We start from the raw sequence: 15604 nt of genomic DNA, 5'->3' as shown, positions 1-15604 counted from the left end.
TGTATAATTTCGAAAGCAATGACTGTGTTTGTGAATGATTGGACGAGGGTGAATTGGAATGTTACCATCCTTAAATACTTTTCAACAAATTGATTAGAAAAATTCAGGAGGTTAAATATGGCTACAGTGACCGAAATTGCCCCGGATGTGTATCGCATATCCATATATGTTAGGGACTTTGACTTGCAATTTAACCATTTTGTTGTCAGAGATGAGGAACCGCTGATTTATCACACCGGTATGCGAAAGATGTTCCCCGAACTGTACGAGGCTGTATCGAAACTGCTTGATCCAAAAACTATACGCTATATAAGCTGGAGTCATTTTGAGGTTGACGAGTGCGGCGCCCTTAATGAATGGCTGGAGGCAGCACCTTTGGCAGAACCGGTCTGCAGTGTGGTTGGGGCTCTTGTCAACATTAGCGATTTTGCAAATCGGCCGCCGCGGGGCCTCCAGAAAGAAGATGTGCTCACCACCGGGAAATATCGCTTCCGATTTATTTCAACCCCTCACTTGCCACATGGGTGGGACGCAGGATCGCTGTTTGAAGAAACAAACGCCACTTTGTTCTGCTCCGACCTTTTTCATCAAACTGGCAAAGTGGAGCCTGTCACGGAGTCCGATGAAATCCTTGAGCGGACGCGGAAGGCTATAACTGACTATCAGACGGGACCGCTGATGGACTATCTGCCTTACACTGCAAACACAAAACGACTATTGCACGAGCTTGCCGGTCTTAAACCCAAAACGCTTGCAATTATGCATGGGTCCAGCTTTAATGGCAATTGTGAACGTTTGCTACATGGGCTGGACCCGGTGCTCAAAGAGGCGTTCGGCAACTAAAAGTCTTCATATTTAGTTTTAAGTCGTATCGCGAAAGGTCCAATTCTGATGCGGACTCCTTTTATGAGCCGAAGTCTGGCAAAGATGAGTCCGAAATGGACGACCATGTAATAATTTCAGTTTTATAACGCAGCTTTCTTTTATCACGCGCCAGCGGGTATCCGATTAAACACCATAATGATATTTCGCCATTGATCGGTAGGCCGCGTTTGAAACTCAACAATTTTGAATAGTTATCCTGTGTATTGTATAATTAGCTTTAACAATCTATGGCCAGAAGAAAAAACGCTACCAGACAGGAACCATCCGACTCTATTGTAAGGGAGATAATAGCCGCATTTTTATTCACGGTGGGGCTTTTTTCGGCCCTTAGCCTCATTTTTTACAGCTCCGAATCAGGCCCGGACGTTAAAGGGGCCATGGGAGCTATAGGCGTCTATGTATCAGGAATCCTGGGGAAGACATTCGGGGTATTCGCTTTTGTTGTGCCGATAGTTATGTTTTACACATCCGTCGTAGTTTTCCTTAATAAAGCGGGTGGGAATCTCTACAGGAAGACCGCGTCGGCTTTTCTATTTTTCGTGTCCGGGATGGTATTTCTGGGACTTCTCTACACAAACAGGGAACTGCTCGGATTTAGCCCCGCCGGGGGACTGGTGGGGAACTCGCTCGCCTCCGTGATGAGAGACAGCGTCGCGGGGAACATCGGTTCATATTTGATTGTAACAATATTGCTGCTGGTGAGTTTAATAATTATATCGAGTGTCACAATTTCCGATTTACTGGGAGCGCTCGGAAGGGTCACGGTATTCACTGCCGAAAATATATATAACGGGTCAAAGTATACAGTCTTGAAAATTGGTGAATCATTAATGTTACTGAAAGAATCCCTGTTTAAACCGAAAGAACGCATCGTTTCAGGATCCACACACAGTTCGGGCAACGGCTCCATATCCTTTTACGGTAAGCCGGAACGGGATGACGAATTTATTATTTCCGCAGACGATTTTCAGGCGGAAGACTTTGATTCCGGGGAATCTTTGGAAGAACAAATGCCGGCAATAGTGCTGGAGCAGCCCAAACTCGAGGGGCTCGAAGACTTCTCCCCCAAACTGGAAGTGTCTCACAAGGATTATAATATCCCTCCGTGCGATCTGCTCGATCCCAAGGTGGAGACAAATATAGAGATAGACAGGGAAGCGGTCTATGAAAAAGCGAGACTGATTGAAGAGAAGCTGAGGGATTTTGGAGTATCCGGCAAGGTTACCGAGATAAGGCCGGGTCCAGTAATCACTATGTTCGAGTATAAGCCTGCGCCCGGTATCAAGATTAACAAAATAGCTTCTCTCGAGAACGATCTCGCTATGGGCCTGAGCGCGCTCAGCATCAGGATCATTGCCCCGATACCGGGGAAGGACGTAATCGGTATCGAGGTTCCGAACCCTAAGAGAGAGATTGTAGTTCTGAGGGAGCTCCTTGAGGATCCGGAGTTCTCAAAAAGGAAATCCATGCTTACACTGGCGCTCGGCAAGGACATTTCGGGCCTTCCTTTTTATATGGACCTGAGAAAGGCGCCTCACCTTATGATTGCGGGGACGACGGGCTCGGGTAAGAGCGTGCTATTAAACGCGGTAATTACAAGCATGCTCTATAAGGCGAGTCCCTACGAGCTGAAATTCATAATGATAGACCCCAAGATGCTGGAGCTGTCTGTATATGAGGACATACCTCATTTACTTCACCCCGTAGTAACGGAACCGAAGAAAGCAGCGGCCGCGCTTAGATGGGCTGTAGAGGAGATGGACAAGAGATACAGGATACTCTCCGAAGAGGGAGTGAGGGACATTGAGACTCACAACAAACACGTCGAGCGGCTACAGACCGAGGACAAGTGGGACAAGCTCCTGCCCTACATCGTTATTGTGCTGGATGAGCTTGCCGACTTGATGATGATTGCGCCGAGCGAAATAAAGGAGTCGATAACCAGGCTTTCCCAGAAAGCGCGCGCCGCGGGAATACATCTGATAGTGGCAACGCAGCGTCCTTCGGCAGACATTGTAGCCGGGCTGATAAAGGCCAACTTCCCGGCTAGAATTTCATTCCTCGTGTCCTCTAAAATCGACTCGCGTATTATCCTGGACACGGGAGGAGCTGAAAGACTGCTCGGCAAAGGGGATATGCTGTTTTTGGAGCCGGGCACATCCAAGCTTCTGAGAGTGCAGGGCGCTCTGATTTCGGATGAGGAAAGGGAAGGCATAACCGAGTACGTAAAATCTCAGGGACAGCCCGTATACAATGAAGAGATTACATTCATCGACGAAAAAGAGGGGTCGGCAGAGCTTGACGATGAAAAGGACGAGCTATATCAGGAAGCTTTGAGGACTATAGCGGAAACGGGGCAGGCGTCTATTTCGATGCTGCAGAGGAAACTGAAAATAGGTTATAACAGGGCGGCCCGCATTGTGGAGATTATGGAGAAAGAAGGCGTTGTAGGGCCGCAGGAAGTTGCGGGTAAGCCCAGAGAAGTGTTTATAGATTTAAACCAAATTAGCGAGAGGCAAACAAATTGAAAAAAGTAATTATCGCAGTTCTCGGGATGTTTTTGTTCACGACCGCGGCATTTTCACAGCAAAATGATGACCTGGACGCGGTTCTCGATAAGATTCAGAATAAATATGAAAAGATAAAGGACTTCCATGCGGATTTTACGCAGGAAGCGAATGTAAAGGCGTTAAACAAGGTTCAGAAGGCGGAGGGTGAGGTCTGGTTCAAAAAGCCCGGGATGATGAGATGGAATTACTACCAACCGGCGAAAGACGAAATAGTATCGGACGGAAAGACCCTATGGTACTACAATGAGGAAGAAAAACAGGTGGTGCAGTCTCCTCTCAATCAGGTATCCGAAACCGGGACTACGACGACTCTGCTTTCCGGACTCGGTAAGATAAAGGAGCTTTTCAAGGCGAGTTTTTCGGAATCGAGGGAATTTGAGACGAACGGTAACTACCTCATCGATCTTTGGCCTAAAGAGGGTGAGGAGGATTACAATAAAGTTACGGTCTCTGTAGATAAAAACAGCATGATCGTGAACATCATCTATCTATACGATCCCTTCGGTAATTTGACAAAAGTCATTCTTGAAGATATTGAATTAGACGGGGGGGTGTCGGATTCTTTATTTAGTTTTAAGGCGCCCGAGGGCGTTGAGGTTATAAAACCCCCGACATCCGCCCTGACAGAGTGAGATTAACCTGCGAGAGGAGGCTTCTATGAATAAATCGCTACTTACTACAGGATTAATTTTATCATTGATTCTTACGGCGTTTATTCATTCGAGCCCGGCTCAGGACAGCGGGTTCAGTGCTTCTCAGGTCCAGCGGAACTTCACGGAGTCCGTCAAATCCCTTCCGAACGTGATACAGGCCTCCTGGCAGTCACCTGTTGACTTCTGGGTGTACGCTGACGGCGTGAGCAAGGAAAACGCCGAAGCCGTAGCCGATAAAGTTATACTGCTCGCGCAAACCGAGCTTGGCCAGAGCCTTTGCGTCCACATTCATAACGGCGACTATAACCCGCTGGCCACTAAATGCTGGTCGTCGCTTTAAAATCCTGCCCGTGGCCGGTCAGATCATATAATTCTGCATCTGGTTGGAGATATGAAGAGGGTTGCTCTTGTTCCTTTTACGACGGGTTTTATCGGGTCCGGCGTCGCCGGATGCTATTTCGGATTATCTGTCTATTTCGCCGAGAACAATATCAAGGCTGCCGATAGCGGCTATAACATCCGCCACGAGGCTGCCTTTGACCATTTGAGGAAGGGCCTGCATATTGACGAATGACGGTCCCCTCACCCTCATTCTGTAAGGTTTTCCGGAGCCGTCGCTTACAAGATAGTAGGAGAGTTCGCCCTTCGGGTTTTCAACAGCGTGCTGTACTTCGCCGGCAGGCGGCTTGAACCCTTCGTAAACAAGTACGAAGTGTCTGATAAGAGACTCCATTTTCGTATAGGTAAGCTCCTTCTTTGGCAGTACCACATCAGGAAGGTCCGCGGCATAAGGGCCGTCAGGCAGGTTGTCCAGAGCCTGCTCTATAATTTTGAGGCTCTGATTCATCTCTTCGAGTCTGCATAGAAACCGGGAATAGGCGTCTCCGTCCGTTGCGACCGGGACCTCGAAGTCGTAATTTTCATAACCGAGATAAGGCATAGCTTTTCTGACATCGTAAGGAACTCCGCTCCCCCTGAGCGCGGGACCGGTGAGTCCGAGATCTATCGCGTCCTCGGCGCTTATGAACGCTATTCCTTTTGTTCTCTCGATCCAGATGCGGTTTCTCGTGAGGAGCTTGTCCACTTCCGTCAGGGTCTTGGGGAAAATCCTGAGAAAATTTCTGACCTTCTCCTCAAAATCATCCGGGAGGTCGAGCGGCAGCCCCCCGACCCTCGGGTAGGAGGTTGTGAGCCTCGCGCCGCATACTGTCTCCAGGATGTCGTATATCCTCTCCCTTTCTTTAAAGCAGTAGAGGAACGCACTCATCGCGCCCAGGTCGAGCGCGTTCGTGCCTATGCCGACGAGATGTGATTCAATGCGCCCTAACTCGAATAGTATTACTTCGGCTGTCTTCGCCCTTTCGGGAATCTCGTCCTCTATTCCCAGAAGCTTTTCGACGCTCAGTATAAAGCCTATGTTGTTGCAAATCGAGGCCAGATAATCCATGCGGTCGGTGTAAGGGAGGCACATCTGATATGTTATGTGCTCGCATAATTTTTCTATTCCGCGGTGAAGGTAGCCGATATGGGGAATTGCCTTTACGACGACTTCTCCGTCGAGATGCAGTACCACGCGAAGCACTCCGTGAGTCGCCGGGTGCTGCGGGCCCATGTTGAGCATCATTGTTTCGGTTCGGGCGCCGGTCTCCGTATCCAGCACCGATTCTTCGCTTATGAACTCGACTCGTTCCATTATTCCGTCCCCCTCTCGAGCTCTTTCTCGAATGATCTTTTTGAGGCCTCGCGGTTCCTGACGTCAAAGTCCTTTCTGAGCGGAAAGGGCTCGTAGTCATCCGGCATGAGTATTCTTCTCAGATCGGGGTGCCCGGTGAACTCTATACCGAACATATCGTACACCTCCCTCTCAAGCCAGTCCGCTCCGCTCCATACAGGGGTTACAGAATCAATTGTGGGTTCTTTTCCCTCGACCTCGGCTTTTAACCTGATCCTTATATTTTCGTCAAATTCCGGGCCGAATCTGTGCACGTGGTATACGACTTCGTAGCGGGGTGTCTTAACCTCAAGGTAGTCGACGGCGGTAAGATCGGCGAGAAAAGTAAAGCCGAAATCGTCTTTAAGGCTGCGGCATATCTCTGATACTTTCTCCTTTAATACAACGAGAGTTGTTTCCCCTCTGTATTCGATTATGGTCTTCACTGCGCCGGGAAATTCGGTATTTAGGGAATCCGTAAGTGAGGAAAGATCAAAACTCATACAACAGGGGCCCCTTGCAACTCGATCTTCTTCTGTATTTTCATCACAGCGTCGATGACGGCTTCGGGTCTGGGGGGACAGCCGCCCACATATACATCTACGGGCAAAAACTCGTCGATCCCCTGTACTACTGCATAGCTGTCGAAGGGCCCTCCGCCGCAGGTGCACGAGCCCATAGCTATTACCCACTTGGGCTCCGGCATCTGGTCGTATATTCTCCTGCACACGGAAGCCATTTTGTAGGTGATTGTTCCGGATACGATCATGAGGTCGGCCTGCCTCGGCGAGAATCTCGCGACCTCGGCGCCGAACCTCGACAGATCGAACCTGGAAGCGAACACGCCCATCATTTCAATGGCGCAGCACGCGGTGCCGAACGGCATCGGCCAGAGGCTGTTCTTTCTCCCCCAGTTTGCGAAAGACTCGATAGTAGTCGTTATAAAACCGTCGCCGCCCAGAAGCGGTGTCGAATTTACTCCCATTCAAGAGCTCCCTTTTTAACTATATAAAAGTAACCGCCTATTATAACTACAAAAAACACCATTATTTCAATAAATGCCAGAAGCCCGAGTTCCTTGAATACCACAGCCCATGCGAAGAGAAATACCGCCTCAACATCAAACAGTATGAATAATGCGCCGATGAGGTAATATTTAATGGAAAATTTGCCTCTTGTATCCCCTGTAGGCGGTATCCCGGACTCGTACGGAGCAAGCTTCCTCCTTGAATCCCGTCTCGGTCCCAGAACGGAGGAAAGCCCCAGCATAGCTGCCGCAAGACCGATAGCGAGTATGAATATTATAAGTATGGGAATGTACTGATTAATCACAGCATTAGGTTAAGTGTAATGGGGGAATTGTCAAGAATCCGGGGTGTGTCCGGGGCTGAATTATTTCGGGTTGATTTTTGGGTGAATAAGGCGCTTAATATGTTAAAATTAGTGTCAAAAAAATGGAGGACAGCGATGTTGAAAATATTGGCGTCAGTACTGGTCACAATCTTTATCACTCTGAATTCCTATGCGGACGTGCTTTTTGAATTGGAGCAGAAAGAGATAAACCCGGAATCGCTCGATCGGATTAAGGGCAAGGTCAAGGATAACAGTCTGAGGATGGATTTCTATGAAAACCGTGAGAAGCTCGAAGGGTCGATGATATTCATAGGGGATAAGAAAGAAATAATGATAATAAACCATGAAGATAAGACATATATGATTATGGACGAGGCGATGATGGATACCCTTGCGCAAAAAATGAATGAGGCAATGAGTCAGATGGAGGCGGCCATGAAGGATATGCCGCCTGAGCAGAGGGAGCAAATAAAGGAAATGATGAAGAGGAAAATGCCGGGCATGGCAGGGCAGAATTACGTGGAGCCCGTACTTAAGAAAACGGGGTCGGGTAAGGTAAACGGTATTTCATGCGTTAAATACGATGTATATAAAGGGGATGAGAAAATAAGAGAGCACTGTGTGGCTAACTGGAACGGTATAGAGGGCGGTGAGGAAATGATGTCGGTTATGCTCCAGATGGCGGACTTTATGGATCAGATGACAAAATCCTTCTCAAAAAGCGGAAGTATGGTCGGCTCACAGGTGCAGTTTGAGAGAAGCGTTTTCGATCAATTGCGGAAGTTAAACGGCTTCCCGATAGAAACAATAGAGTATGAAGGGGGAAGCGTAGAGGCCGAATCAACTTTTAAATCCTCGAAAAAGGGAAACATTAACGCTGCGGATATGGCTCCGCCCGCGGGTTATACTCTGCAAAGTATTGATATGGGCATGAATTAACCTCACGAGAGCTTCGTGAAGAGGATGAGACTAAGAGAACAATTTTCATGAAAATCTATATAACCGGTAATTTTGCCCGGAGAGCGTTCGGGTCTTTCTTGACTGTGGCTGTCCTGCTCATTCTGACGGTGCTGCCAATCGATTTCGCCCGCGCAGTAAAATCAACCTGTGATTTTCAGCATAGGGAATGCTTTACCGAGGCTGGTTACCCGGCGTGCTACAGCAGAATTGATATTCAGAAATACTACGAATTTACGGATAGAGACGAGATTGAGCTTGCCGAGCATCTTCTTTCCGACGGCAAACGCTGCGTTAAGTTCAGGGGAAACGAAAAGGCCTTTATGACGGATAAGGGCTCGGGCTTCGTAAAATTCCGCATAAGGGGAAAAGATGTGACGTACTGGGCCAAGAGGGAAGCGCTTTTTGCGAGATAACAAAGCCCGGATGAAGGGCGCGAAACTTTGATACTCAGATTAAATAAATATCTTTCCATGTGCGGTGTATCGTCCAGGAGGAAAGCGGACGAGCTTATTAAGAGCGGCCATGTAAAGATTAACGGCAGGGTAGAGGCTGAGCTCGGCAGGACCGTCGATACGGACAGGGACATGATAGAAGTTCAGGGGCGCGTCATAGAGCCTGAAGTTAAGAGGTACTTGATACTGAATAAACCCAAGCTCTATCTGACCGCGCTCGGGGAGGGGCAGGACGAGAAAAGGACGATAGAGGAATTGATAAGAGATATACCTCAAAGGGTCTATCCTGTCGGAAGGCTCGATTACGATGTTGAAGGGTTGATTATACTCACGAATGACGGGGAGCTTGCGAACAGGGTTCTTCATCCCAGGTACGAAATCAAAAAGGTTTACAGGGCTATTGTGAAAAAACCTATAGATGACAGTACGCTTGAGATGATGAAGAAAGGCGCTCTGCTCGAAGACGGCCCCGCAAAGCCGGATTCCATTAAAGTAATAAAAAGAGGCAAGGATTCTACGACTGTAGAAATATGTTTTCATGAAGGCAGAAACCATCTGGTCAAAAGGTTTTTTTACAGCTTCGATAATCCCGTAAGACAGTTAAAAAGAATTTCCATAGGGCCCGTGAGCCTGGGAGGCCTGCCCAGAGGGAAGTGGAGGAGTCTCGCGGAGTCCGAAATCAAAAATCTCTACGAGGCGACAGGGGCTTGAAACGCGCCCCGATCTTGTATCGATTGAGGATATTATGGTAGGATTCTCCGGTATATCCATATCATCCGGTCCAAAACCGGTTGTATGATATTCTGAATTCTCTAATCCGCGGGGAAATTTCCAATTATGTTCATAACATTCGAAGGCATAGAAGGCAGCGGAAAAAGCACCCAGGCAAAACTGCTTGAAGAGTTTCTTTCAGGAAGGGGCTATAAGGCCACTCTGACACGGGAGCCCGGCTGGGGGCGGCTCGGGAATCTTATCAGAACTGTAATACTTGAGGAAAGAGAGCTTGAGCTTGACCCGCTCGCCGAGCTTTTTCTTTTTTGCGCCGACAGGGCGCAGCACGTGAAGGATTTTATAGCCCCGAGACTCAGGAGCGGAGAGGTGGTGATTTGCGACAGGTTCTACGACTCGACGATTGTTTATCAGGGGTACGGAAGAAAACTCGATATGAGGTTCGTAAGCAAGGCCGCCAAATCGTCCGCACTGGATACGGCTCCGGATATTACATTTCTGCTCAACCTTCCCGTCAGAGAGGGTCTGTCAAGGCTGAAAGACAGGGGCGCAATAACAAAGATGGACGAGGAGCCGCTTGAGTTTCATGAAATGATAAGGCAGGGATATATGCTGATTGCCCGGAAGGACCCCGCTAGAATCAAAAAGATAAACGCCGAAAGGGACCCTCTGGAAATACATGAGGAGATTAGAAAACTGGTCCTTGAAGGGCTGACATCTTGAGTGGATAATTCTCATAATTTATCTGGCTTAGGCCATTGGTCACCCGAGTCGATGTTTGAAAATATAATTGGTCACGAATTTCAGAAAAATATACTGCTCCGCGCAGCTCGTGATGGCGTAGTTTCTCACGCGTATTTATTTTCAGGCCCCGGCGGCGTTGGTAAAAGGCTTCTGGCAATCGAATTCGCCAAGCTGTTAAACTGCGTCGGAGCCGGAGCGGAAAAGGGCGGGTTGTGCGAGTGCGGCGCCTGCCGCAAGATAAATAAGGGAATCCATCCGGACGTAATAACGGTGCAGTTCGCTGGAGCCAAGAATATAAAGGTGGATCAGATCCGTGAGGAGGTCGAGGAAAAACTGTTTCTTAAGCCTTTTGAGGGCACGTTCAAGGTAGTTATTGTCGATGATTCGGAAAGGATGAACAACAGCGCGCAGAACGCTTTTCTGAAAACACTCGAAGAACCTCCTTCCGAATCCGTTATCATTCTTGTCACCTCGCATCCGAATTCCCTGCTTCCGACAATAAGGTCCAGGTGTCAAAGCCTCGGGTTTAACCCGCTCGGTGAAAAACTTATAGTTGACGTGCTCGAAAAGAGGGGTGAACTATCTTCTGAGGAGGCGCTTTTGTGCTCGAAGCTCTCGGGCGGAAGCCTGGGGAGGGCGCTCAGTCTGGATAAAGAGATAATTGAATGGAGAAAAGAACTGATAGTGAGGCTGAGCGCTCTGAACAAATATTCGGCTTCTGATGTAGCGGATCTGACCGATACCGTGTCGGACGGCGCTTCCTCCGATGATACCGGCCGCCTGGAGATGGCCTTTCAGTTTATATACCTCTGGCTCCGTGACCTTGTTATACTGAAAACCGGCTCCGGCGAGATAACCAATACGGATTTAAGCGGGATTATCGCCGGGACGGCGGGGAAATGGAGACTGGATGATTTATTGGACAGGCAAAGACAACTCGAGAAAACTTGGTATGATATATTTCGTACAAACGCGAACTTGAAACTCGCTCTGGAAAACCTGTTCATAAAATTAGCCCTTTCACCGAGTGCGTTATGATTTCAATAATGTTTTGAAATCGGAGGCTGAATTGCTGCAATCGGGCTTACAGGGGCTTTTAATTGCGGAGATAAAATCGAATGCCGAAATCGTTTTATGTTACGACGCCGATTTACTATGTAAACGACGTACCTCATATAGGCCACGCCTACACCACAATTGCCGCAGATGCCGTAGCCAGGTTCAGGAGGCTCAAGGGGGAGCGCGTTTTTTTTCTGACGGGAACGGATGAACACGGGCAGAAAATAGAGAGGACCGCGGAGGCGCGGGGAGAGAAGCCGATAGAGCTTGCCGACCGCGTGGTTACGAGGTTCGAGGATCTTTCGGACGCGCTCAATATTACAAACGATGACTTCATAAGAACGACCGAAGAACGGCATGAAAAAGCCGTGGTGGAAATTTTTAAGAGGATTGAAGAGTCAGGCGATATTTATCTGAGCGAGTATGAAGGATGGTACGATGTAAGGAACGAGGCGTTTATTACGGAAACGCAGTACGAGGAAATAATGAGTCTTCCCGAAGACAGGCGCCCCGCTGTAGAGAAGGTAAAGGAGGAAAGCTATTTTTTCAGACTTTCAAAATACCAGGAACCCCTTCTCGAGTACTATAAAAACTTTCCCGACTTCGTTAAGCCCGTTTACAGGATGAACGAGGTCGTACGCTTTGTAGAGGGGGGGCTCAAAGACCTTAGCGTCAGCCGCACGACTTTCAGCTGGGGTATCCCGGTGCCGGGCGACCCGAAGCACGTCATTTATGTCTGGTTCGATGCGCTTACGAACTATCTGACCGCGGCCGGTTTTCCGGATAATCAGGAGAGATTCAACAGCATCTGGCCTGCTGATTTACACCTTGTGGGAAAGGATATACTCAGGTTTCACGCGGTCTACTGGCCGGCGTTCCTCATGTCTGCAAAACTTCCTCTGCCGCGGACTGTTTTCGCCCACGGCTGGTGGACCGTGGAAGGTGAGAAAATGTCAAAATCCGTAGGGAACGTCATAGACCCCTATCAGGTTGTGGATGAATTCGGAGCCGATGTGTTCAGGTACTTTCTTTTGAGGGAAATACCGTTCGGGCAGGACGGGGATTTCTCGAAAGGAGCGATTATTTCGAGAGTGAACGGGGATCTGGCCAACGGGCTGGGAAATCTCGTGAGCCGAACCCTGGGCATGATCGGGAGATACCGGGAGGGCAGAATTCCCGAGCCGGGTCAATTGACCGGCGCTGATGAACTTATTAAAGACAATGCGTTATCTGCGGTAGAACATGTTGAAAGCGCCATGGGTGACGTGGCTTTTCACAAGGCGCTAACCTCTATATGGGACTTTATTGCCCTCGTGAACAAATATGTCGACGATGAGGCCCCGTGGGTGCTTGCGAAGGAGAAGGAGGACGAGAGACTCAACTCTGTATTGTGGACCGTCGCTCAGGCAATCGGTGTGATTTCACTCCTGATTTATCCTTTCATGCCTAAATCGGCGGGCGAGATATGGAGGAGGCTCGGTTTTAAGGACCCCGTGGAGTCAAACCTGCTCGACAGGGCGAAAGACTGGGCGATTACAGCCCCAGGATCGGTGGTCGAGAAGGGGAGCAGTCTGTTTCCGCGATACGAGGGAAGTCAGTGATTTTTGCCGCTTGATGCCCGCTGTCTTTGCTCAATCTCCACAATTCACTAATACGATAATTTCCCCAATATATGCAGAATTTTGCGCATGGAGGGCAATTTTTGCGTATTTATACTGATTTGCTTCCATCTACAGCTTAATTTATCTCTTTAATTTCAGCATCTTATGCAAATTGTGGTCTCTGGCATATTTATTGCACATATCATTGTTCGTCAAGCGATTCGGGTCATAATATGTCGATATTAAATAGCCAAAAGGGATTTACTTTTACCGAGATAATGATTGCGCTTTCTATCATGGCGCTCGGGTTTCTGGCGATGGCGCAGATGCAGTATTTATCTCTGAAACAGAAGAGTCAGGCGGAATCCGGGACCGTCGCTACTAACGTGATCCAGTTCATAGCGGACCGTGATATGGAAGAGCTCAAACGAACGCATCTGCTTAATTCAATTGCTTTCATAGAGGCACAGGCCGGGAGATTGAGTCCCGGGAGTGCAGCGGAGCCGCATTTGCAGCATTGCACATCGGGAAGCTCAACAAGGCTGTGCGATGCGTGCCCGTGCGACCCGTTAACAGCTGTTACCTCGGATCTCACGGATGATGGGGAGAACTGTAGTAATCCTGAGACGGCATGTGCTGTAATAAATATTCACAATTTCGATCCCGAAGATGTGGATTTCAGCACAAATGAAGCGGACTGCAACAATCCTCCGGGTGATTCTTTGATTATTGTAAAGCAGGTGTGTGTTCAAATCATTAACGATCCCAATAGTTCAACTGTAACAACTCTCAATGTTACTTACGGCGTAAAATCAAAAAACCAGTTTCTGGAAACGAATTTTGACAGTTTGAGTACGAAAGATACGCTCGCGACACAGAATATGGTATTCAGCGCTCATCAAGAGGACTGGAGCCAGTTTATTCCGGGGTGGACTTCTGTAAAGGTTCCCCATATACCATAAATTAAAAATCGGGCCGGCAGAATGGAGACTATTAAAAATAATAAGGGTTTTACGATGATCGAGCTGATGATTGCCGTTTCGATTCTGGCGTTTATCATCGCGGGAATGACAATAGCTCTTCAGCAGCAGCAGAGGCAGTTCGGACTGACCAAAGAGGCTGTTGAGGTGGATCAGACGGGGAGATCGACGCTGGATTTTCTCGCGACCGAAATCAGAAACGCAGGCTCAAGGCAGGGAAAAACCTTTGCGGTGCAGTTTTTTAACGGCGGCAGCGAAGGCAATAACCCCTGCACTGCCGATACGGCCAACGACGGCTCGGTTAATTCCCCTCCTGACTGCGTAACCATATATACATGGGATATAACTCGCGGGCAAAACGGGGCGAACTTACCCTCTGTACCGGCGGTGATCGAGGTTCTGACAAGTAGCCCGCTTAAACTCCTGCTTCCCCCGCAGTGGTTCGAGGGAGGTGTGCTCATAGGTGAAACGCAGGCTGACGTGGATATTTTTCTGGGTGTAAGGTCCAGGACGGCGCTTTGCAACCCTGATAGCACCATAAACTGCAATGTCGAACCGGAAAAATGCACGGAATGCTCAGTGATTCTGAAGGCGAGCGTACTGGGAGCCGAGAAATCGGCGGTTATCGATTCGCTCGATGATATAAAAGCGAACAACTTCCCGGTTTCTTCTTTCGCCGGGATATCCGATTTCGTAAACGGAGTGTTGGTAAACGGCGTGAGTTACGGCTTTTTCCCGACATTCGCCTCTCAAACCTCTGAGATAACCATAGTTGACGCCAAGACATTGCGGGTTGATCTTGCGACCGATGAACTGCTTCTGGAACAAAACGGCGGTCAGCCTCAGCCGATTGCCGGAGGTCCGAATGCGCCCGGGATAGTGGATATTCAACTGGTGTTCAATCTTCAAGATCCTGACGGTGGAATAACTAAAGTAGGAGTGCCGCTCGCAGCTGCAAGTAACATGTATCCAGACTTTTCCAATGCCGCGCTGAACGGCCGTGAGCAGGACCTAAGATCTGTAGAGATATACCTTGTTGTCAAATCAAAGATGAAGCCGAAAAAGCTTCAAGGCGGGGAACATGTCCAAACATTACCCGCTATAGGGGATGTACTGGAGAGAACCGTTACTTCGCCTTCGTCCACTACCAATGAGCCCGAGGAAGGCTACACGTACAGGGTCTTGTCGACCACAGTGTATATGAGGAATCATTCAAGGGAGGAGTTCGGTTAAATAAAGGCTTGTTAAAGGGTATAAGGGAATGAGAAACGGGAAAAAACAGCATTTGAAAAAGCTGGGTGTTCGCACTGACGAGAGCGGCGTTGCATTGATACTGGCGCTCATAATGCTTCTCGTTATGTCGGTTCTGGCGACCACAGTCGCATTTAATTCTAATAACGATTTTAAGGCTATGTCTAATTTCAAGCGGGGCCAGGAGGCGTTTCTGGCGGCCGAGAGGTGCATACAGGAGGGCCGAAACAGGTTTGAGAGAGTGGGTATAGAGGTTCTTTTCTTCCTGCTCCAGAATAAGGATACTGTGAGCCTTGCCCAGGGTGGCGCGAACGATCTGCTTGTTTTAGATGAAGACCTCGACAGCGGGGCGAGATGCAGGTCGGGCCCGCGTGTAATAAACAGCGCCGACGGGCCGGGCGAATTGATTGAGATTCCCCCTATAACCAAGACGATTCAGAGGCCCCTGAAAAATACCAGCATGTCCACAAGCGCCTCGGGCGGCGCGGGGCTTGTCCCGGTGACGTTCGTGGTTACGGGCAAGGATGACAGGGACGAAGATAAGGACGACACGAATTTACAGGTAAATACCGGTACGGAAATATCGGTAGGGTTCGAGACATTTATACCGGGAAACGCGAATCAGATGTATTCGCAATGATAGCCTTGCCGGGCAG

At 48.8% G+C, this 15604-nt stretch carries 17 protein-coding genes; 13 read left to right on the top strand and 4 right to left on the bottom strand.

Features of this window, described 5'->3' with window-relative positions; translation table 11 throughout:
* Positions 1–117: 117 nt before the first annotated feature.
* The 4 genes from RIG61_08580 (at position 118) to RIG61_08565 (ending at position 4448) form a co-directional block, all read left to right on the top strand.
* A complete protein-coding gene (locus tag RIG61_08580; GenBank protein ID MEQ9619214.1) occupies positions 118–843 on the top strand; it encodes an MBL fold metallo-hydrolase in 726 nt (241 codons plus the stop codon).
* Positions 844–1112: 269 nt separating this feature from the next.
* Positions 1113–3413, top strand: a complete 2301-nt coding sequence (locus tag RIG61_08575; protein ID MEQ9619213.1) for a DNA translocase FtsK 4TM domain-containing protein — start codon at positions 1113–1115, stop codon at positions 3411–3413.
* The gene (gene lolA, locus RIG61_08570; GenBank protein MEQ9619212.1) at positions 3410–4087 is read left to right on the top strand and encodes an outer membrane lipoprotein chaperone LolA; all 678 of its coding nucleotides are present in this window, start codon (positions 3410–3412) and stop codon (positions 4085–4087) included. Before RIG61_08575 ends, lolA begins: the two co-directional genes overlap by 4 nt.
* 25 nt (positions 4088–4112) lie before the next feature.
* Entirely contained in the window at positions 4113–4448 is a 336-nt protein-coding gene (locus tag RIG61_08565) for a hypothetical protein (protein MEQ9619211.1), read from the top strand.
* A 123-nt stretch (positions 4449–4571) separates the two neighbouring features.
* Here the strand turns inward: RIG61_08565 and nuoD are convergent, their stop codons facing one another.
* The 4 genes from nuoD to ndhC are packed head-to-tail and all read right to left on the bottom strand — an operon-like array spanning position 4572 to position 7151.
* Positions 4572–5801 carry an NADH dehydrogenase (quinone) subunit D gene (nuoD, locus tag RIG61_08560; protein MEQ9619210.1) on the bottom strand — a complete coding sequence of 410 codons (1230 nt, stop codon included), beginning with the start codon at positions 5799–5801 and terminating at the stop codon, positions 4572–4574.
* Complete coding sequence (locus RIG61_08555; protein ID MEQ9619209.1) at positions 5801–6322, bottom strand: NADH-quinone oxidoreductase subunit C; 522 nt, start codon at positions 6320–6322, stop codon at positions 5801–5803. The genes nuoD and RIG61_08555 overlap by 1 nt, the downstream gene beginning before the upstream one ends.
* Positions 6319–6804: an NADH-quinone oxidoreductase subunit B family protein gene (locus RIG61_08550; GenBank protein ID MEQ9619208.1), complete on the bottom strand. Its 486-nt coding sequence runs from the start codon at positions 6802–6804 to the stop codon at positions 6319–6321. Before RIG61_08550 ends, RIG61_08555 begins: the two co-directional genes overlap by 4 nt.
* Positions 6795–7151, bottom strand: coding sequence for an NADH-quinone oxidoreductase subunit A (ndhC, locus tag RIG61_08545; GenBank protein MEQ9619207.1), 357 nt, complete (start codon positions 7149–7151; stop codon positions 6795–6797). Before ndhC ends, RIG61_08550 begins: the two co-directional genes overlap by 10 nt.
* A gap of 135 nt (positions 7152–7286) precedes the next feature.
* Between ndhC and RIG61_08540 the strand changes: the two genes are divergently transcribed.
* The 9 genes from RIG61_08540 (at position 7287) to RIG61_08500 (ending at position 15588) form a co-directional block, all read left to right on the top strand.
* On the top strand, positions 7287–8111 hold the full coding sequence (locus tag RIG61_08540) for a hypothetical protein (protein ID MEQ9619206.1): 825 nt from the start codon (positions 7287–7289) through the stop codon (positions 8109–8111).
* Positions 8112–8158: 47 nt separating this feature from the next.
* Entirely contained in the window at positions 8159–8545 is a 387-nt protein-coding gene (locus RIG61_08535) for a hypothetical protein (protein ID MEQ9619205.1), read from the top strand.
* 27 nt (positions 8546–8572) lie between these two features.
* On the top strand, positions 8573–9295 hold the full coding sequence (locus RIG61_08530; protein MEQ9619204.1) for a pseudouridine synthase: 723 nt from the start codon (positions 8573–8575) through the stop codon (positions 9293–9295).
* Between the two features lie 126 nt (positions 9296–9421).
* Positions 9422–10036, top strand: a complete 615-nt coding sequence (gene tmk / locus RIG61_08525) for a dTMP kinase (protein ID MEQ9619203.1) — start codon at positions 9422–9424, stop codon at positions 10034–10036.
* Positions 10037–10087: 51 nt separating this feature from the next.
* Complete coding sequence (gene holB / locus RIG61_08520; GenBank protein MEQ9619202.1) at positions 10088–11095, top strand: DNA polymerase III subunit delta'; 1008 nt, start codon at positions 10088–10090, stop codon at positions 11093–11095.
* 80 nt (positions 11096–11175) lie between these two features.
* Complete coding sequence (gene metG / locus RIG61_08515) at positions 11176–12717, top strand: methionine--tRNA ligase (GenBank protein MEQ9619201.1); 1542 nt, start codon at positions 11176–11178, stop codon at positions 12715–12717.
* Positions 12718–12950: 233 nt separating this feature from the next.
* Positions 12951–13679, top strand: coding sequence for a prepilin-type N-terminal cleavage/methylation domain-containing protein (locus RIG61_08510; protein MEQ9619200.1), 729 nt, complete (start codon positions 12951–12953; stop codon positions 13677–13679).
* Positions 13680–13700: 21 nt separating this feature from the next.
* The gene (locus RIG61_08505; protein MEQ9619199.1) at positions 13701–14930 is read left to right on the top strand and encodes a prepilin-type N-terminal cleavage/methylation domain-containing protein; all 1230 of its coding nucleotides are present in this window, start codon (positions 13701–13703) and stop codon (positions 14928–14930) included.
* A 28-nt stretch (positions 14931–14958) separates the two neighbouring features.
* The gene (locus tag RIG61_08500; protein MEQ9619198.1) at positions 14959–15588 is read left to right on the top strand and encodes a hypothetical protein; all 630 of its coding nucleotides are present in this window, start codon (positions 14959–14961) and stop codon (positions 15586–15588) included.
* Positions 15589–15604: the final 16 nt, after the last annotated feature.

It is taken from the genome of Deltaproteobacteria bacterium, from assembly GCA_040223695.1.
Taxonomy (GTDB): Bacteria; Desulfobacterota_D; UBA1144; order Nemesobacterales; family UBA2774; genus JAVKFU01.
The sequence above is the reverse complement of the archived record's forward strand: the minus strand, read 5'-3'. Positions and strand labels throughout refer to the sequence as shown.

Coding starts and splice junctions, on each gene's coding strand:
- RIG61_08580 (MEQ9619214.1), top strand. CDS start 118: ATGGCTACAGTGACCGAAATTGCCCCGGATGTGTATCGCATATCCATA.
- RIG61_08575 (MEQ9619213.1), top strand. CDS start 1,113: ATGGCCAGAAGAAAAAACGCTACCAGACAGGAACCATCCGACTCTATT.
- RIG61_08565 (MEQ9619211.1), top strand. CDS start 4,113: ATGAATAAATCGCTACTTACTACAGGATTAATTTTATCATTGATTCTT.
- nuoD (MEQ9619210.1), bottom strand. CDS start 5,801: ATGGAACGAGTCGAGTTCATAAGCGAAGAATCGGTGCTGGATACGGAG.
- RIG61_08555 (MEQ9619209.1), bottom strand. CDS start 6,322: ATGAGTTTTGATCTTTCCTCACTTACGGATTCCCTAAATACCGAATTT.
- RIG61_08550 (MEQ9619208.1), bottom strand. CDS start 6,804: ATGGGAGTAAATTCGACACCGCTTCTGGGCGGCGACGGTTTTATAACG.
- RIG61_08540 (MEQ9619206.1), top strand. CDS start 7,287: ATGTTGAAAATATTGGCGTCAGTACTGGTCACAATCTTTATCACTCTG.
- RIG61_08535 (MEQ9619205.1), top strand. CDS start 8,159: ATGAAAATCTATATAACCGGTAATTTTGCCCGGAGAGCGTTCGGGTCT.
- tmk (MEQ9619203.1), top strand. CDS start 9,422: ATGTTCATAACATTCGAAGGCATAGAAGGCAGCGGAAAAAGCACCCAG.
- holB (MEQ9619202.1), top strand. CDS start 10,088: ATGTTTGAAAATATAATTGGTCACGAATTTCAGAAAAATATACTGCTC.
- metG (MEQ9619201.1), top strand. CDS start 11,176: ATGCCGAAATCGTTTTATGTTACGACGCCGATTTACTATGTAAACGAC.
- RIG61_08510 (MEQ9619200.1), top strand. CDS start 12,951: ATGTCGATATTAAATAGCCAAAAGGGATTTACTTTTACCGAGATAATG.
- RIG61_08505 (MEQ9619199.1), top strand. CDS start 13,701: ATGGAGACTATTAAAAATAATAAGGGTTTTACGATGATCGAGCTGATG.
- RIG61_08500 (MEQ9619198.1), top strand. CDS start 14,959: ATGAGAAACGGGAAAAAACAGCATTTGAAAAAGCTGGGTGTTCGCACT.